The organism is Amycolatopsis sp. NPDC054798, from assembly GCF_053611505.1.
In genome coordinates this window covers 15,535-34,614 of sequence record NZ_JBSHAM010000088.1, presented here as the reverse complement: position 1 = coordinate 34,614, position 19,080 = coordinate 15,535, and the positions used below count along the sequence as shown (strand labels likewise).

Sequence of the window (19,080 nt, the reverse complement as noted above, 5' to 3'; positions counted from 1 at the left end):
CCCTGAGGGAATCTGATTCCCTCAGGGTTCCCCTCACGGACCCGCACCGCACGAAAGCGACCACCGTCCACAACGGACGGTGGTCGTTCTTCCCGTCGTCCGACGGGGAACCGGGGGGTCACCCGGGCATTCCGCCCGCGGCCGGTTCGTCGGCCAGGACGAGCCGGGCGTCCACTCCCACCCGCATATGCTCCTTCACCGCGACCACGCCGTCGACCCGGCCGACGAGGGCCACGAGCACCGGGATCACCGGCACCATGCTGTACCGCTCGACCGTGCCGCTGACCGACACGACCCCGTCGCGCACCGAGACCTCCAGCGACGCCGGGTCGATGCACAGCTCCCGGTCCAGCACCTCGTCGCGCACCTCGTCGCGGATTTCGCTGTCCGGCCTCAAAAACACCCGCCCGAGATCGCCGCGCGAGACGATGCCCGCCAGGGTCTCCCCGTCGCCGAGCACGGGCAGCCGGTGCACCCGGCGGGCGTTCATCCGCTGGACCGCGGTCACGATGTCGTCGTCCACGCCGACGGTGACCGGCGGCGTGCTCATCACCCCGGCCACCGGCAGCGCACTGGCCCGGCGCCAGCCGCGACGGGGCCGCCGCCGCGCCAGATCGCCGCGCGTGACGACGCCGAGAACCCTGCCGTTCTCGTCGACGACCGGCGCGCCTCCGACCGCACGGCGCTCCAGCAGGGCCGCTGCCGCTTTGCCCGGAGTGCCCGGCTCGAACGCGAGGACGTCAGCCGTCATCACCGCGCGGATCCGGCGGGTTCTCTTCATCGGGTGCTCCTCACCGCAGCGAGCCGGGGCGGACGGCGCGCACGTTTTCCCCGCCCGGCAGCGGTCCGCGTTCTTCGGCCGAGCGGTCCAGGACGATGACCACCGGGCAGCGCGCCTCGCGCAGGCAGTACTCGGACACCGAGCCGACCAGCAAGCGCAGCACCCGGCTGTGCCCGTGGCTGCCCAGCACCAGCATCGCCGCGTCCGCCGACGCCCGGACCAGCGCCGGCCCGGGCGCGCCGTCGATCAGACCGGCCCGCAGCCGGGTCAGATCCGCGTCCGGGCACTCCCTGGCCGCCGCGAGGGCCAGCTCGCACCGGTACCGGGATTCGATCTCCCGGTACTCGCGGGGAAACGCCGATTCCAGGTACGAGAGCGGATCGAAGGTCCAGGCGCGCAGGACCGCGACCGTCCGGCCGCTGCCCGCCGCTTCGGCCAGCGCCCAGCGGACCGCCGCGGCGCTGCCCGCCGATCCGTCGACGCCGACGACGATCTCCCGCTCGTTCGCTGCGGTCACAGTCTGCTCCCTGGGTCCGGCCGGTGCGCTTTCCCCTCTGGTCCCTCCGGCGGCTCGCCGGTCCGCCGCGAACCGGCGAGCGCCGCCGGCCTACTCGGCCTCGATCGTGATCTGCTTCTCGTGCGGCTGCCCGGCCAGCGGCATCGAGATCTCGAGGATGCCGTCGGTGTAGCGCGCGGTCGCCTCGGCGGTCACCGCCCCGGCGGGCAGGTGGACCGTGCGGCTGAACTTGCCGTAGGAGAACTCGCTGCGGCCGTCGTAGTGCTTGCGTTCCACGCGGTCCGCCTCGACGGTCAGCAGACCCTCGTGCGTCGTCACGGAAATGTGCTTCTCGGGGTCGAACCCCGGCAGTTCGGCGCGCACCGTGTAGGTCCCGTCGTCGACGGATTCCTCGATGCGCACCGGGTTGTGGTCGGCGAACGGCCACGGACGGTCGAGCCAGGCGGCGAGGTTCGGCAGAGCCATCCGGGCGCCGGGCAACAGCGACGTCATCGCGCACTCCTCTCTCGGGAAGGATCTCGCCCCTTCAGGAAACCGCGCCGGCCCGCCGCCGCGACGCTGCCGGACTGCCCGAAGCCGAAGGACGAAAGTCACCGACCGGGCGGACCGGGCCCCGGAACGCCGGTTCCGCCGTCCACTGAGGACGGTCGGGGGCGGCCGGTGCGCTCAGCGGGCCACCGCGACCGGGCAGGCCGCGTGCGCCAGCAGCCAGTACCCGGTCGAACCGAGCAGCCCGCCCGCCAGCGGACCGCTCGCCCTGGCTCCCGCGACGATCAGCTGCGCTCCCGCGGAAATCCCGGCCAGCGCCCGCGCCGCCGAGCGCACTCGCACCACGTGCACGCGCACCGGCACGAGCGGATGTTTGCGAGACCACGCGGCCACCTGTTCGCGCAATCCGCTTTCCCGGCCCGGACGGCCGTCGTGCCACGCGTGCACCGCTTCGACCCCGGCCCCGCGCGAAACGGCGGCGTCGAAGGCGAAGGCCAGTGCGCGCTCGCCGCCGTCGGCGTCGTCGAGACCGACCACCACCGGTCCGTCCTCCGCCGCGCTGCCCCGGATGACCACCACCGGACAACGCGCCGACGCGGCCGCGCGCAACGCCACCGACCCGATCGCCCCTTCGCGCGCTCCGCCGAGCCCCTGCGCGCCCAGCACGAGCAGCCCGGCTTCGTCGGACAGCGCGGCCAGCAGTTCGGCTGCGGTCCCGAGCCGGACGCACATCCGCACCGGGACCGCGGGCGCGGCCAGCCGGGCGGTCTCGGCTGCCTGCCGCAGCAGCCGGCGCGCGGGCTCCATCAGCAGTTCGGCGTCGCCGGGCGGTTTGCCGTGCGGCAGGAGGTCGGGGTCGTCGCACAGTTCGGCGTGGAACACCACCAGCCCGGTGCCGCGCCGCCCGGCCTCGACCGCCGCCCAGCGGACCGCCGCGAGCGCGGCGTCGGACCCGTCGGCCCCGGCCACCACCGGCCGGCTCACCGCCACGGTCCCTGGTGCCTGTTCTCCTTGCCCGCAGGTGGTTCTCCGGCTCGCCGGCAGATCGCGGCACCGTGCTCGCCGCGTTCAGCGGGCCGGCGGCGGGCAGCCCCGTGCAGTGGGGCCCTCCGCTCCTCGTCCATCACATGCCTCCTCCGGCCGGTTCCTTGTCGTCTCGCGCCCGACGCTAGGCGGCCGCGGTCCGGCGCCACTGCGGGCGGATGTCCGCGGCGCGAGAGTCTTTGGTCCCGGTGAGAGAGGCGCTGCGGCCCTCCGCGCGAGTTCGGCGGGCAGGTCGTGACTCCCGCGAGGAGGTCGCGCCTAAAGTGCTTGTGGCGCAACGGGTTGTCTCGCCTGCTCTGCTGCGAAAGAGCGTTCGGCGGGCAGGAAGCGGCTCCGCGGGTCGGCCCGTTCTGCGCCGGTCAGGGGAATCCGCCCGAACACCGGTCCCGCGCGAGCACACCGGCCGCATCTTCCGCCGCCAACAGCCCAGCGGACTCCACCGAGCACGGCACGCACCGAAAGTGCTTGCGGCACAAAGGGTCGTCTCGTCTGCCCTACTGCGAACGAACGTTCAGCGGGCAGAACGCGGTCACGGCGCCAGTCAACCGCCGCCCGCCGGAACCCGTCCGGCACGGCGGACCCGTCCCGCCCTCACCGACCGTTCAGCGCACTTCGCCGAATTGCGCCATTCCCGTGAACGCCATTCCGCCGTCCGGGCTCCCCCAGGCACCGCCGCTATTCCACCGGACGGCCGGATTTCGCGCTCCGCCAATCAGCCGCCACCGTTTCGCGGAGGATTCGCTGCGCGGTCATCCGGGTCGCCTGCAGCGACGAATGCGCTTCCCGGGAATTGAACACCCGGCGCGGGGCAGCCACGCTCAGCGCGGCCACCGCCGTCCCGGTCACATTGAAAATCGGGACCGCCGCCGCGAGCAGCGCGCCGGGGACGCGCGGGTTGAACGACACCTCGCGCTGCCTGATTTCGCGCAGTTCCGTGCTCAGCCACGCCGGGAGGCCGCCGCCGTTCTCGTCCTCGCCGCGGTAGCCGGCGAACACGGCGAACCGCGCGGCGAGGCCGGGGTCGAACGCCATCAGCACCCTTCCGGCCGCGCTGCCGGCCAGCTGCGAATCGTTTTCGATCCGCTCGGCCAGCGAACAATAGCCGCTGCTGTAGATCAAATGCACGAAATCGACCACGTTCCCGCTGGCCACGCCGAGGCCGACCAGATACCCGGTCCGCCAGTGGATGTCGATCAGGGACGGGAGAATTCCCCGGCGCAGCCGTTGCAGTTCCTGGGTGGAACCGGGTCTGGCGAGCCGGCACACCGCTTCGCCGTGCCGGTAATGGTATCCGGCCCGCACGACCATTCCGTAACCCTGCATCTCGGCCAGCAGCCGGTGCACCGTGCTTTTCGGCAGCCGGGTCGACCGCGATATCTCGCTCAGCGTTTCGATCCCGCCCGAATCGCGAATGGCGCTCAGGATCGAAAGCGCGCGGGGAATCGGCCTGCGCGGCACCACCTGCGTGCAGGCCCACCGCGCGTTATCGTCACTCATAGTCACGACCGCAACCTCCAGCGAATCCACCAGTCTCTCGTGCGCACGCGCCGTCCGGGCCCGTCGGGAGACTCGCTCCCGCGCGCGGGCCTCGGCCCCGGCGCGGCTGCTCGACCGCTGCCCTGTGCGGTCTCGACGCCCTCCGCCGCTCGCGGGCGGCACCGCGCCTCGCCGCCGCCCGATTCGTTCTCCACCGGCGTCTTTCCCGATGCGGTCCTGTCCTCGCACCGGACGCCGTGGGCCTTCATGCTTGCCCAGGAGCGCGTCCGGCACAACCGGTCGCACCCGTTCACTCAAAGAGATCGCCCCAGTGGCGCAGCGCGTTGGCCTGCTCGCCTCGCCGTGCGACGGACATACCCCCGGAAGCGGGCATGAACCATCACGTTGCGTAGTCATCTCGAGTGCGCGCGCTGCCGTGTTCGCAGGCCGTGACAATGGCATCCGACTGGCATCCCACCGTTTTTCGTCCGGCGGCGAACCTGGGCGGAACGTCGCGCGGAATCGGCGAACAATCGACCGCGCCGGAGAATATTCCGGGCGGTCCCGCGTTTCCGCCGGGGCGCGCCGGCGGGCTCCGGGCAGCGCCGCCGCCGTTCCGGCCCGGGCACCCCGCGGTCAGCGGGCGAGTCCGGTTCCGGAGCGGCGATCGGCCGGGCCGGCCACGACGGCGGGGTTGGTGCCGTCCGTGCCGACATCGGGAGGACCAGCGGAAGCCGTTTCCGGCGACTGCCGCGCCTCCGCCGAAAGACGATACCAGCACTCAGTCGACGGCGAGCGACCGAACGAGAACGCAGAGCGATGTTCCGTCCCGCGGGACAGGGCCTTGACTTTCGCGCGACGGGCTCGACCAGGCCGCGGCGGAACGTCCTCCGACGAGCGCGGTTTCCAGTGCGATTGCCTTGACCCACACCATGATCTGCCCAGCGCTCGCGCGACCGGAGGACAACGTCCCCCGGAAAGGATCGCTCACGCGGCCTCCGGCCCGGCGACCAGCCGCGCGCAGACCCGCAGGATCGTGCGCCGGTCGACGACGTGCCAGGGCTGCCCCTCGGCGAGCCGCCGAAGCTCCGCGTCCGGTTCGAAGGCCACGGCCTCGCCTACGCAGGCGAAGATTTCCGCGTCCGAGGCGGAATTCCCGATCGCCAGGAAGTTGCCGGGGTCGAATCCGGCCGCTGCGGACAGGCAGCGCACGAAGGAGAGTTTGCCCCCGGCCGCGCCGGGCGCGGAGAGGAGACGTCCGGTGAACCTGCCGTCGGCGACCTCCACGACGGCGCCGTGCCCGCCGGACAGCCCGAGGTCGATCGCCGCCTCCTGCACCGGGAAATCGTGGTTGCCCGAAAGCAGATGGATCCGGTAACCGTTGCACCGCAGCAGCGAGAGCAGTTCCGGGACGAAGGAAAACAGTTTTCCCCGGCTCGCCCGCCAGGTTTTCGCCGCCGCGAACCGGGCCTGCGCGACCGGAGCCCCTTTCATCGCGAGCGCGTACAGCCGGTAGATCTCGTCCATCAGCCCGGGCGGCGGTTTCTCCTGCGCCGCGAACTGCTCGATGGCCTCCAGGCAGGTCAGGCCCGCCTGCCGGTCGCAGGTGCCGTCGTCGACCAGGACCTGCAGGTAATGCACCGAGGTGTGGCCGGGAAGCAAAGTCCCGTCCAGGTCCAGAATCGCGTATTTCGGCGCGCAGTTCATGAGTCGTCCTGATCCGTCGCAGCCACGAAAACAGCCCTTCTGTGTGACCTTTCCGTGATGATCCGGGCTGACCGTACATCGGCGCGACTCCGGGCCAGGCAGCTTGTTCCATGCCCCGGGACACCGCTGTCCCGGGGCGCTGTCTTTCCGCACTGCGCGGGAAAGCGGGGAAATAATCGGAAAACTTCTTCGAAAGGCCCGCGCCGTCAGCCGATCAGCCGGCGGGCGATCCCGGCCCGGGTGGTCAGGTCGAGTTTGGTCAGCACCCGGGCCACGTGCGCGTCCACCGTCCGCGGGCTGAGGAACAGCTCCGCCGCGATCTCCTTCGTCGTCAGCCCGCGCACCACCATTTCGGCCACTTGGCGTTCCCGGCGCGAAAGAGCCCGTGCGCTCGCCGGCGGCGGAAGCTTGCGCTGCCCGGCCAGCCGCCGCTGCACCTTCGTGGTCTCGCGCAGCAACGCACCGGCTCCCGCGCTTTGGAACACCTGCCGCGCCTCGCCGATCCGCTGGGTCGCGGCGTCGAAGTTCCCTTGTCTGCCCAGCACTTCCGCGACCAGCAGAATCGCGCGGCCGCGGTGCAGCACCATAGCAGCCCGGCCGAACGCGACGGCCGCGGCGGACGCGTCCGTCAGCGCGGCGGCGAGGTCGTTTTCGGCGGCCGACACCGTGGCGCGAGCCAGCTGCGCGAGGCCGAGGTCGCTGGTCAACCCGGTCGCCGCGGCCCGTTCCATCGCGTCAGACGCGCAGCGGCGGGCGTCCGCGGCCGTTCCCTCGGCGAGGGCGACCCGGCAGTCCCGCGCCAATCTGGCTACCAGCAACGGATTCGCTGTCTGCTCCGCGGGCTGCTCGACGGCGCCGGGGAACATCCCGAGTTCGAAACCGGCCTCGGCGAGGATGTGCTCCACCGTCCGCCGCCACCACTCGACGGTCGGGCGCGGCATTTTCTCCACCGTGCGCCACTGCTGTTCGGCCGCCGTCCGGTCGTCGGTCGCGAGCAGGACCCGCAACTGGATCGCGGCGGCCATCGGCACGACGTCGTGGTGGCCGAAGCGGGTCGCGGCGGTTTCCGCTTCGGCGGCGGCCTCCGCCGCTTCCGCGAGCCTTCCCAGTTTCCACAGCACAAAGGCGCGCACCGAATACAGGAACGGCAGCTCCTGCCGCAGCCCGGCCGCGCTCAGGTGCAGCGCCCGGTCCAGCAGGGCGAGCGCACGCCGGTCCTCGTCGAGGAAGCAGGAGGCCCAGCACAACGCGGGCACGGTGTAAAGCACCGAGCGCAGTTCGCTGTCGTCGAGCAGGTCGAATCCGTCGGCCGCGGCCTGCTGAGCCTTCCGGGCCTCGGCCGTCCGCCCGGCGCAGGCCAGCCCGATCGCGGTGAGCGAGGCGATCGCGGACTGCACCGCGGGACCGGCGCTCGGATCGGCCGCGATCCGGCGAAGCCGTTGCTGTGCCCCGGCAATGTCGCCGTCCAGCAATTCCAGGTGTGCCAGTTCGAGCTGCGCCCGCGCGTCCGCCTTGCCCGAAGCGGCGATCGCGGCTTCGGCGATCGACCGCGCGCGCCGGGTCCGGCCGAGCGCGTGCTCGCACCGGGAAAGCAGTGCCAGCACCCGGGCCGATTCCGGCAGCGCCGCCAGCAGCGCGCGGGCCGCGGCCGGCTGCCCGGACGCCAGCAAAGCCTCGGCCCGCAGCACCGACAGCCGGCCGTGCTCGTGCCCGCCGCGCATTCGTTCCGGCAGGTTCGCCACCGCCGCGCCGAGCCAGCGCGCGCACGCCGCGGGATCGGTGCCGAGCACCTCCTCCCCCGCCGACGCCAGCTCGCCGACCGCGACCAGATCGTGGCGGTACAGGGACTTCTCGAGGTGATAGGCCCGCCAGGTGAGCGGCGCGTCGATTTCCCGCAGGTAGGCCGCCGCCCGGTAATGCGCGCCCGCCGCCCAGCCGCGTCCGGCCAACCGGGCGGAAGCGGCGCGGACCAGCGGATGCCGGAACCGCACCCCCTCGGCCCCGCCCGTCAGCACGCCGCGGCACAGCAACCGTTCGATCGCCTGCCCGACCTCCGCCCGGGGCAGCACGGTCATCGCCTGGACCAGGTCCGCGTCGAGGGTCGCGCCGCCGCACGCCGCGGCCTGGACGACCAGCCGATCGGCTTCCGGCAGCGCCGACACCTCGGCGAACAGCACGCGTTCGGCCGGCAGCATCGGCCGGTCCCCGGCGACCGGGCCGTCGTCGTGGCCCGGCCACTCGTGCGGCGGCAAATCGGCCAGCAGCAACAGATACAGCGGAACGCGTTCGGCCGCGGCGGCGATCCGCGCCCGCTCGACGTCGTCGTGCCCCGGCAGCAGCCGGGCGACCTCGTCGTCGGTGAACGCGGGCAAGGTCACGTAACGCGCGGGGACCCGCTCGGCGTGCAACAGGCGGCCCAGCGCGGGCTGCTGCCGCCCGTCTCGGACCGACAGCACGAGCCGCCGGTCGCGCTCCGGTCGCGCGACCAGCGACATCAACAGCCGCAAGGACGCTTCGTCGGCCCAGTGCGCGTCGTCGACGACCACCAGCGATTCCGATCCGAGCGCCCGCGCCAGGCGGCGGGCGAACTCCGGCGAGCCCCCGGGCCCGGCCGCGGGAACGGCGCACACCGGATCCGGCGCCTGCCGGGCGACTTCGGCCAGCAGGCGGGTTTTCCCGATCCCCGGCCGTCCTTCCACCACGGTCACCGAGGCCGAGCGGTCCAGGCACGCGGCCAGTTCCGCCGACCTGCCGACAAACTCCTTCTCGACCACGCACTCTCCCCCTTCGCCCGACCAGCGAATTGCGGTAATTCTACGGATGCTGCCACCCGATATCTTCCGGTTTATTTAAGGCTCGGGACGAACCCCGGAAAAATCAGCCGGGCAGGCGGGAACAGGTTAGTGCCCGCACCCCGGCCCGGGCTATCGGCCAACAGGGAGAACCTCGGCCGCCCGCGCGGTCGGCCACGAATCTCGCAGGAGGATCGGTGAGCAGCAGCGGACCTGGGCGTTTATCGCGACCAGGACGGAGGGCGGGCGTTCGATCGGAACACCCCGCCGGAACGTTACCGAAATGGTCCGGACACTTTCCGCAGCCGAACGGACACGCTTTGCCCGCGATTACTCCGGCGACCTTCTGGATCACCAATGGTGAGCGTGCGCACAGCAGTGCGTGCAATACTGCTCCGATCGGCGGAATTGTGCGTCCGGCCGCCCATAACCGCTCAACGGAAAAGCGCGCCGAACGGCGACGGCACAATTGCCCTCACGCGGCGCGGCGGCGGCCGGAATGAGCGGCAAACGGGTTCTGGTGGCCGGGGCCGGGCTGGCCGGTTCGCTCGCCGCGATCCACTTCGCCCAGCTCGGGCACCGGGTGGAGATCCACGAACGCAGGCCGGACCCGCGCGCGGCGGGCGCGGGCGGCGGCCGGTCGATCAACCTCGGCCTTTCCCAGCGCGGAATCCGCGCGCTGGACCAGGTCGGCCTGCTCGCCCCGGTGCTGGCCGCGGCGGCTCCGATGCGCGGACGGGTCATCCACCAGCGCGACGGCGAGCTGGATTTCCAGCCCTACGGCTGCCACGAGGACCAGATCCTGCGCTCGGTGCTGCGCGACGACCTCAACCGGATCCTGCTCGCCAAGGCACTCGAGTACCCGAACGTCAGCGCCCGTTTCGGCGTGACGCTCACCGACCTCGACCGCGGCTCGGCGGACGTCGAGCCGGTCTGCGCTTTCGACAGCTCAAGTGGTCCATACCACGCTTCCGCAGACCTCGTCGTCGGCGCGGACGGCGCGTTCTCGGCCGTGCGCACCCGGCTGCTCCGGGGCCTGCCCGCGGACTTCCGGCAGCGGGTCCTGCCCTGGGGGTACAAGGAGTTCGCGATCGCCGCCGGCCCGTCCGGCGAGGTGCGCAGCAGCCCGGACGCGCTGCACGTCTGGCCGGGCGACGACGGCCTGATCGTCGCTCACCCCAACGTCAACGGTTCGCTCACCGCGACCGTGTTCCTGCCGCTCTCGGGCGCGCGGAGCTTCGCCACCATCACCACCGAAGAATCGGTGCGGGCGCTGTTCGACACCCGGTTCCCGGACGTGCGCCGGCTGGTGCCCGACATCGTCGAGCAGTTCCTCTCGCATCCGACCGGCCATCTGGTGACCATCCGGAGTTCACCGTGGCAACACGAAGGCCGCGTGGTGCTGATCGGCGACGCCGCGCACGCCGTGTACCCCTTCTACGGCCAGGGCATGAACTCGGCGCTGGAGGACTGCGCGGTGCTGCGCGACTGCCTCGCCGACGACGACTGGACCGAAGCGCTCCGCACGTTCGAACAGCGCCGCAAGCCGCACACGGACGTGCTCGCGGACCTTTCCGAGGAGAACTTCGACGAGCTGCGCTCCCGGGTGGCCTCGCCGCTGTTCCTGGCCCGCAAGAAGGCGGACCTGGTGCTCAGCCGGGCCTTCCCGAAGCGCTGGATGCCGCTCTACACCATGGTTTCGCACACCACGATCCCGTACGCCGACGCCTTGCGCCGCGCCCGGCGCCAGCACGCCGCGCTGGCCTGGGCCGGCGGCGCCCCCCCCCCCCCCCCCCCCCCCACCCGCCGCGCGCCGGCCCCCGCGGCCCCCGGGCGCCGCCCTGACCGGCGGCGCGCTCGCCCGGCGGCACGCGGGACCGCACTCGCCTGGAGACCGAAGCTGATGCTCATCCATCCGACCGATCCCGGCCGCGTCCTGGTGGAGCGGCACGACCTCGACCCGCTCGCCCTGCCCGAACGCCTGCTGCGGTACGAGATCCACCTGCGGGCGATCTTCGACTGGGGCCGCGGCTACCTGTCCGGCCCGCATCCCGACCTCGGCCGCGGCGGCAACGTCTGCCCGTTCGCGCAGCCTTCGCTGGAGCGCGGCCGGTTCTACCTCGCCGTCGAACCGGGCGTCCCGGCCGCCGGCCCTCGGCTGACCGAAACCCTGCACTGCTACCGGGACTGGTTCCTGGAGCTCGCGCCGCGCGGGCATCCCGGAGCCCAGCTGACCACGATCCTGCTGCTGTTCCCGGACGCGCCGCCGGACGACCGCTCCGGTGTGGTCGACACCGTGCAGCACGCGCTGAAATCGGAGTACGTCGCCGAAGGCCTGATGATCGGCGAGTTCCACAACGGCCCGCCGGACAAGGGCGGGCTGTGGAATCCCGCCTTCCGGCCGCTGCGCAGCCCGGTTCCGATGCTGGTGGTGCGGCACATGGTGCCGACCGACTACCCGTTCCTGCGCGCCGATCCGGACCAGGCGCGGGCGTACCTGCGGCTGTTCGGCGACCAGGTGCCCGCCCAGCTGCGCGAGCTGGTGGAGCACGACCGGCTCGCCCGCGAACTGGACGAGACCGGGGCCGACCAGGCCGGAATCGGGGCGCCGTGAACGTCTTCCCGTGTTCGCCCGGCCAGGAGCGGCTGTGGTTCCTCGACCGGCTCGACCCCGGTTCGCCGGTCTACCACGTGCCGACCGTGCTGCGGCTTTCCGGACCGCTCGACGCCGAGGCGCTGCGCCGGGCTTTCGCGACGATTTCCGCCCGGCACGCCGCGCTGCGCACCGTTTTCCGTGAGAGTGCCGGTGTTCCGGAGCAGGTCGTCACCGAGAACGGCTTCGCTTTCGCCGTCCGCGAGACCGGGGACGACGCGGCCGCGCGAGCGGCGGCTTCGGCGGAGATCCGCACCCCGTTCGACCTGACGGCCGGGCCGCTCGCCCGGGTCCTGCTCCTGCGCCAGGCCGAGGACCAGCACGTTCTGGTCGTCACGCTGCACCACGCGATCGCCGACGGCTGGTCGGTCTCGCTGCTGCTGGACGAACTGGCCGAGAGCTACCGCGCCGAACTGTCCGGCACCGGAGCGGACCTGCCGCCGCTCCCGATGCAGTACGCGGATTTCGTGCGGTGGCAACGGGAATACCTCGACGGCCCGGAAGGCGTCGAGCTGCTGCGGGAATGGGCGGACCGGCTGCGCGGCGCGCCGGAGCTGATCACCCTGCCGACCGACCGTCCCCGGCCCGCGGCCGCGACCTACGAAGGCGGCATCCACGAGTTCCGGTTCCCGCCCGCGCTCACCGAAGCGGTCCGCGCGCTCGCGGACGCTTCCGGCGCAACGGTTTTCATGACCGTGCTGGCCGCCTACCACGCCCTGCTCGCCCGGTACAGCGGTCAGGACGACGTCGTCGTCGGCACCGTCGTCGGGCAACGCTCGCAGGTCGACGCCGAGCACCTGATCGGTTTCTTCGTCAACACCGTCCCGGTCCGGATCTCGACCGCCGACGACCCCGCCTTCGAAGACCTGCTCCTCGACGTCTGCGACGCACTGGTCGACGCCCTCGGCGGGGCCGAAATCCCGTTCGAGCGCGTGGTCGAGGCGGTCCGCCCGGAACGCAGCCTCGGGCATTCGCCGATCTACCAGGTCGGCTTCAACGGGCACGGCGACGGCGCGCTGCCGCAGCTGGCCGGGCTGACGGTCACGGACTTCGCCGGTCCGCACACCGGCACCACGAAGCTGGACCTGATGCTCGGCGTCCGCGACGAAGGCGACTGCCTGCACGGATACCTCGAATACCGCACCGACCTGTTCGACGAGACCACGATCGTCCGCTTCGCCGAGCACCTGTGCACGTTCCTGACTGCCGTCACAGCAGACCCCGCCCAGCACGTCGGTGCGGTTTCCCTGCTGGACGCCGCGCAGCGCCGTGCGGCGATCGCGGTTGACAGCGAGACGTCCCTGCCCGCCGCAGCCACCGCGCTCGACCTGATCGCGCCGCACGTCCGCGAGCGCGGTTCCGCGACCGCGATCGCCGGTTCGCTGACCTACCGCGAACTCGACGTCCGGGCGAACCGGCTCGCGCACGCCCTGCGCCGCCGCGGCGTCGGCCCGGACGTCCCGGTCGGGCTGTGCGTCCGCCGCTCCGCCGAGATGGTGGTGGCGCTGCTGGCGGTCTGGAAGGCCGGCGGCGCGTACGTTCCGCTCGATCCGGAGTGGCCGCTGGAACGGCACGCCTACGTCGTCGAAGAGGCCGACATCCGGATCGCTGTCGTCGACCGCGAAAACGCCGGTCGGCTGCCCCGCTTCGAATCGGTGCTGGACGTCGACCTGGACTACGCCGAACCGGACACCGCGCCGGAAGTCGAGCACGACCCGGCCGATCTGGCGTACCTCATCTACACCTCCGGCTCGACCGGCCGGCCCAAGGGCGTCGCGGTCCCGCACCGCGGCGTGGTCAACCTGCTCACCGGCTTCGCCGACCGGCTCGGCGTGACCGAGAACGACATCTGGGCATCCGTCACCACGCTGGCGTTCGACATGTCGGTGCGGGAGCTGCTGATCCCGCTGATCCGCGGCGGCACCGTCGCGGTGATCAGCACCGAAGACTCCGCCGAGCCAGTCGCGCTGTCGCGGCGGCTGGCCGCTTGCGGCGCGACGATCCTGCAGGCCACACCGACGCGCTGGCGGATGCTGCTCGCGTCCGGCGGAGTGCCCGCGAACGTGCGGGAACGGCTGTGCGGCGGCGAAGCGCTCGACCGTGAACTTGTCGACGCGCTGTCCGACGGCCGGGTGTGGAACCTTTACGGCCCCACGGAAGTCACCATGATCGTCTCGGCTGGCAGCGTCAACACAGTGGGTCCGGGCGGTCCGGTGGTGCCACTGGGACCAGCGCTGCCGAACACCCGGCTGCACGTGCTCGACGCCGGGCTGAACCCGGTACCGCCCGGTGTCGCGGGCGAAATCCACGTCGGCGGCGCGGGGATCAGCCGGGGTTACCGCAGCCGTCCCGGCCTGACCGCCGAACGGTTCGTGCCGGATCCGTTCGCCGGTGACGGAAGCCGTCTCTACGCCACCGGCGACCTCGCGCGGCGACGAGCCGACGGGACGCTGGAGTTCCTCGGCCGGACCGACCACCAGGTGAAGATCCGCGGCCTGCGCATCGAACTCGGCGAGATCGAGGCCCGGCTGCGCGCCGATCCGCAGGTCTCGGACGCCGTCGTGCTGGCCCGTTCGGCCGGCCCGGACGACGTGCGCCTGGTCGCCTACGTCGTGTCCGAAGACGCCGAATGGGCACCGCTGCGGGAACGGCTCTCCGGACAGCTGCCCGCGTACCTGGTCCCGCAGACCGCGGTGTTCCTGCCCGCGTTGCCGCTGACCAAGAACGGCAAGACGGACCGGAGCGCGCTGCCCGAGCCCGTCTGGGAGTCCCGCGAAACGGAGCGGGTCGCCCCGCGCGACGCCGTCGAACGGGAGCTGGCCGGGCTGTGGCGGGAGGTGCTGGGCGTCGGGGAGATCGGCGTGCACGACGATTTCTTCCACCTCGGCGGGCATTCGCTGCTCGCCGCGCGGCTGCTGGCGAAGGTGCGCGAGCACTTCCAGTCCAGTGTCGGCCTGCGCACGCTGTTCGCCGCGCGCACGATCGCCGCCTTCGCCGCGGCGCTGCGGACCGCCGAGTCCGCACCCGGGGCCACCGACGAGATCGCGCTGCTGCGGGAACGGATCGCCGCGCTGCCCGACGACGAGGTTCTCGCCCTGCTCCAAGCCGATTCCCCTCCAGGAGCGCACCGATGACACAGCACGAGCGAGAGCAGCTGTTCCGGCTGCTGGCCGCGCGCGACGGGCTCGGCGCCGCGTCCGGCTCGATCCCCCGCCGGACCGGCGACGCCCCGGTCCCGCTGCTGCCCGCGCAACGGCAGTTGTGGTTCCTGGACCGGCTCGGCGCGCGCGACGGCGTGTACACGATCTCCCAGTCCTGGCGGCTTTCCGGCGCGCTCGATGTCGAGGCGCTGCGCCGGGCACTGGCCACCGTCGTCGACCGGCACGAGGCGCTGCGGGCGGGTTTCGCCGAATCCGACGGCGAACCGGTACAGGTTCCGGCCCTTCCCGGCACCGCCCCCGAACTGTCCTATGTAGACCTTCGCGGGGCGGCGGACGGTTCCGCGGACTCGGTCCTCGCGGCCGAACGAGCCCGGCCGTTCGACCTGGCCAGGCCGCCGCTAGTGCGCGGGCTGCTGGTCGCCCTCGCCGACGACGTGCACCTTTTCGTGCTGACGCTGCACCACATCGTCGCCGACGCCGCGTCCGTCGGAATCCTGCTGCGCGAACTGTCCGCGCTCTATCCGGCGAACGCGCCGGCGCTGCCCGAACCGCCCGTGCGCTACGGCGATTACGCGGTCTGGCAGGCGGCCAAACCGCTGGACGCGGGCGAGCGGTACTGGCGCGAGCAGCTTCACGACGCTCCGGCCCTGCTGGAACTGCCGACCGACCGCCCGCGTCCGCCCGCCGAATCCTTCCGCGGCAACGGTTATTCCTTTCAGCTTTCCGCGGCGCAGGCAGCCGACCTCGCCGCGTTCTGCCACCGGCACGGCGTCACCGCGAACACCGTGCTGCTGACCGCTTACGTGCTGCTGCTTTCCCGGCACGCCGGTCAGGACGACGTGGTGGTCGGCATGCCGATGCGCGACGAGACCGTGCCCGGGATCGAACAGTGCGTCGGGATGTTCGCCAACACTGTCGCCGTCCGGACCCGGCTGGCCGGAGACCCCACCGTCGCCGAAGTGCTCGCGCAGGTGCAGGACGCCTGCCTCGGCGCGCTGGAGCACCAGAACTATCCGTGGGAACGGGTCGCGCAGGACCTGCGGCCGGCCCGCGACCTCAGCCACAACCCGGTTTTCCAGGTGATGTTCGTGCTCAACTCCGCCGGAGCGGGGCTCGAACTGCCCGGAATCCGCGCGGACTGGCTCGACCTCCCGGTGACCACCGCCCGCTTCGACCTGACGCTCGCGCTGGCCACCACTCCCGGCGGCATCGAGGGACGGCTCGACTACGCGACCGACCTGTTCGACGCCGCCACCGTCGCCCGGTTCGCCGACCAGTACGAACACCTGCTGCGCGCCCTGCTCGCCGCCCCGGGCGCACCGGTGTCCACAGTGGACGCCATGCCTGCCGCGGACCGGCTCCGGCTGCGCAACGGCGGTCACGCGGATCCGCCCTCGGTCACCGACGGAACCTTGGTCACCACGCTCATCACCCGCCAGGCAGCGCGGACTCCGGACGCCGTCGCGGTAGAGGACGACGGCCGCCTCACCTACGCCGAACTCGTCTCCCGTGCGCGACAGATCGCCGGAGCCTTGCACGCCTCCGGCGTCCGGCGAGGAGACGTGGTCGCGCTGGGCCTGCCCGCGAGCCGGGACGCGATCACCGGCCTGCTCGGAGTGCTGCTCGCAGGTGCCGCGTACCTTCCGCTCGACCCCGGGCACCCACCCGCTCGGCTGGCCGAACTCCTCTCCGACGCGTCCCCCGCTGCCCTGATCACCGCCCGCGAGCACACCTTCGCGTTCGACGGCCCCGTGCTGCACACCGACAATCTCCCCGAGGCAGGCTCGCCGCCGGAGATCGACCTGGGACCGGATGACCTGGCGTACGTCATCTACACGTCCGGCTCGACCGGAGCCGCGAAACCAGTCGCGGTACGCCACGGGGCGCTCGCCGAACTGGCCGGATCCTTCCGTCAGCTGCACGGCTTCGGCCCCGGCGAGCGGGTACTGATGATCCCGCCGCTGACCTTCGACGCCGCTGCGGGCGACATCTTCCCCGCGCTGGTCTCCGGCGCGGCCCTGCTGCCCTGGCGAGACCCAGCGTCGCTCACCGGCCCTGGCCTCGTTCAGCTGTGCCGCGACCGGGAAATCACCATGGTCGACACCGCTTCCGCGCTCTGGCAGAAATGGGTCGCTGAGCTGGCAACGGAAAAGGTGCCCTTCGACTGTCCATTGCGGACGATGATGGTCGGCGGCGAAGCCGTCCCGGCCACCACCGTGCAGACGTGGGCAGCGCTCACCGACGGCCGCGTCGAACTGCACAACCACTACGGCCCCACCGAGGCGACCGTCTGTGCGACCAGCTACCGCACCCTCGACGCCGCCGAACTCGACGGCCGGGTGCAGCTGCCGATCGGCTCCCCGCTCCCCCACGTCCGCGCCTACGTCGTCGACCACCTGCTGCGTCCGGCGCTGCCCGGCGTCCCCGGCGAACTCTGCCTAGGCGGCGACGCTCCCGCGCGCGGCTACCGAAACCGGCCCGGGGCCACCGCGGAGAAGTTCGTCCCGGACCCGTTCTCTCCGGTGCCCGGCGCGCGGATGTACCGCACCGGCGACCTCGCCCGCCTCGACGGCCAGGGACGGCTCGAATTCCTCGGCCGCGTCGACCGGCAGCTGAAAGTCCGCGGCCACCGCATCGAACCGGCGGAGGTCGAAGCGGCCTGCCGTCGTCACCCCGGCGTCCAGGACGTCCTGGTCACCGCTCGCGACAACCGCTTGGTCGCCTACCTGGTCGGAGACGTCGATCCGCTGTCCGTCCGCTCCGCGCTCCGCGCCGCCCTGCCCGGATACCTGGTCCCGGACGCTTTCGCGGTGCTCCCGGCTCTGCCGCTGAACGCACACGGCAAGGTCGACCACCACGCGCTCCCCGAGCCGGCCGACACCGCGTCAACCGCGTTCGCCGAGCCCGAAGGCGAACTGGAACAACGACTGGCCGCCATCTGGGCCGCAGTGCTGGACGTGGACCGCATCGGCCGCGACGACGACTTCTTCTTGCGCGGCGGGCATTCCTTGCTGGCCGGGACGTTGATGGCGAAGGTGCGCGCGGAACTCGACGTCGAGGTCCCTGTGCGAACCCTCTTCGAAGCCAGCACCCTCGCTGCCTTCGCCGAGGCCGTCCGCACCCCCGGCTATCGCGAAGACGACCACCTCGCCGAGGTGCTGGCCGACAGCGTGCTGCCCGCCGACGTCGACCCGCGCTGCACCCCCGCGCAGGCCGAGGCCGCGATCCAGCGCGCGATGGCGCCCCGGATCGCCCTGCTCACCGGCGCGTCCGGCTTCCTGGGCCCGCACCTGCTCGCCGATCTGCTGCGGCACAGCGACGTCGTGGTGCGCTGCCTGGTCCGGGCAGCCGACGCCGCCGAGGGCGCCGCGCGGATCGAACAGGTCCTGCGAGACCACCTTTTGTGGGACGAGGGCTTCCGGTCCCGGATCGTCGCCGTCCCCGGCGATCTCGGCGCTCCGCGGCTGGGCCTGTCCTCAGCTGAGCTTGCCGCGGTCGCGGCGGACCTCGATGTCATCTTCCACTGCGGCGGCGAAGCGAACTTCCTGCGCCCGTACGCCCAGCTCCGGCCGGGCAACGTCCTCGGCACCGCCGAACTGCTGCGGCTGGCCTGCCGGGGCGGCGGAACGCCCGTGCACCTGGTGTCGTCGCTGGGCGTCTACCCGCTGGAACGGGACGCGGTGATCACCGAGGACGTCCCGCCCGACGACCCGGCAGGGCTGGAGCGCGGGTACGAACTGAGCAAATGGGCCGCCGACCGGCTGGCGCGGGCCGCGCGCGAACGCGGCCTGCCGGTGACCGTGCACCGGCCGGCCCGGGTGACCGGCCACAGCCGGACCGGCATCGGCCCGCTCGGCGACCGGTTCGCCAACCTGCTGCGCTGCCTGGCGCTGCTCGGCTCCGCGCCGGCCGAGGACTTCGACATCGAGGAGGACATGGCCCCGGTCGACCACGTGGCCGCCGCCATCGGCCACCTCTCGCGGCGGCGCACCGGCTACGGCTGCGATTTCCACTTCCACAACCAGCGGACGATCCGGTTCGGCGAGGTCGTCGCCGGACTGCGCGAGTTCGGCTATCCGATCGAGGCGATCCCGTTCGACGACTGGCACGCCGCGCTGACCGCGGCCGCCGCGGAAACGGCGGACCCGGCGCTGAGCGCGATCACCGCGATGATCGAACGGACCTCGCCGCCCCGGCAGACGGTTTTCGACTGCTCGCACACCGAAGTGGTGGTCGCGGCCGGCGGGCTGGTGTGCCCGCCCGCGGATCGCGCGCTGCTGCAACGGTATCTGGCGCACTACGTCCAGATTGGACACCTGCCCGCCCCGGAGAGACCGTCCGTGAGGGGAACCTTCACGGACTCTGATTCCCTCAGGGTTCCCTTCACGGACCGTCCGTCCGACCGCACCCGCGCACCCAGCCCCAGCCGGGCAGCCATCCGAAAGGAGCACCGTTGACCA

General features: G+C 72.3%; 10 protein-coding genes. 3 read left to right on the top strand and 7 right to left on the bottom strand.

The features are described 5' to 3' along the window. Window positions 1-118 precede the first annotated feature (118 nt). The 7 genes from ACWGIC_RS36070 to ACWGIC_RS36040 form a co-directional block, all read right to left on the bottom strand. A complete protein-coding gene (locus tag ACWGIC_RS36070) occupies window positions 119-781 on the bottom strand; it encodes a CBS domain-containing protein (protein WP_452080409.1) in 663 nt (220 codons plus the stop codon). A 10-nt stretch (window positions 782-791) separates the two neighbouring features. Further along, a complete protein-coding gene (locus ACWGIC_RS36065) occupies window positions 792-1,298 on the bottom strand; it encodes a universal stress protein (RefSeq protein WP_452080408.1) in 507 nt (168 codons plus the stop codon). Between the two features lie 90 nt (window positions 1,299-1,388). Beyond that, on the bottom strand, window positions 1,389-1,790 hold the full coding sequence (locus ACWGIC_RS36060; RefSeq protein WP_452080407.1) for an Hsp20/alpha crystallin family protein: 402 nt from the start codon (window positions 1,788-1,790) through the stop codon (window positions 1,389-1,391). Window positions 1,791-1,964: 174 nt separating this feature from the next. Beyond that, entirely contained in the window at window positions 1,965-2,771 is an 807-nt protein-coding gene (locus ACWGIC_RS36055; RefSeq protein WP_452080406.1) for a universal stress protein, read from the bottom strand. A 735-nt stretch (window positions 2,772-3,506) separates the two neighbouring features. Next, the gene (locus ACWGIC_RS36050) at window positions 3,507-4,328 is read right to left on the bottom strand and encodes an IclR family transcriptional regulator (protein ID WP_452080405.1); all 822 of its coding nucleotides are present in this window, start codon (window positions 4,326-4,328) and stop codon (window positions 3,507-3,509) included. 966 nt (window positions 4,329-5,294) lie between these two features. After that, window positions 5,295-6,014, bottom strand: a complete 720-nt coding sequence (locus ACWGIC_RS36045; protein ID WP_452080404.1) for an HAD family hydrolase — start codon at window positions 6,012-6,014, stop codon at window positions 5,295-5,297. A 206-nt stretch (window positions 6,015-6,220) separates the two neighbouring features. Continuing rightward, a complete protein-coding gene (locus ACWGIC_RS36040) occupies window positions 6,221-8,788 on the bottom strand; it encodes a LuxR C-terminal-related transcriptional regulator (RefSeq protein WP_452080403.1) in 2,568 nt (855 codons plus the stop codon). 517 nt (window positions 8,789-9,305) lie between these two features. Here ACWGIC_RS36040 and ACWGIC_RS36035 point away from each other — a divergent pair. The 3 genes from ACWGIC_RS36035 to ACWGIC_RS36025 are packed head-to-tail and all read left to right on the top strand — an operon-like array spanning window position 9,306 to window position 19,077. After that, complete coding sequence (locus ACWGIC_RS36035; protein ID WP_452080402.1) at window positions 9,306-11,420, top strand: FAD-dependent oxidoreductase; 2,115 nt, start codon at window positions 9,306-9,308, stop codon at window positions 11,418-11,420. Continuing rightward, window positions 11,417-14,593 carry an amino acid adenylation domain-containing protein gene (locus ACWGIC_RS36030; protein WP_452080401.1) on the top strand — a complete coding sequence of 1,059 codons (3,177 nt, stop codon included), beginning with the start codon at window positions 11,417-11,419 and terminating at the stop codon, window positions 14,591-14,593. The genes ACWGIC_RS36035 and ACWGIC_RS36030 overlap by 4 nt, the downstream gene beginning before the upstream one ends. Further along, window positions 14,590-19,077: a non-ribosomal peptide synthetase gene (locus ACWGIC_RS36025; RefSeq protein ID WP_452080400.1), complete on the top strand. Its 4,488-nt coding sequence runs from the start codon at window positions 14,590-14,592 to the stop codon at window positions 19,075-19,077. Before ACWGIC_RS36030 ends, ACWGIC_RS36025 begins: the two co-directional genes overlap by 4 nt. Window positions 19,078-19,080: the final 3 nt, after the last annotated feature.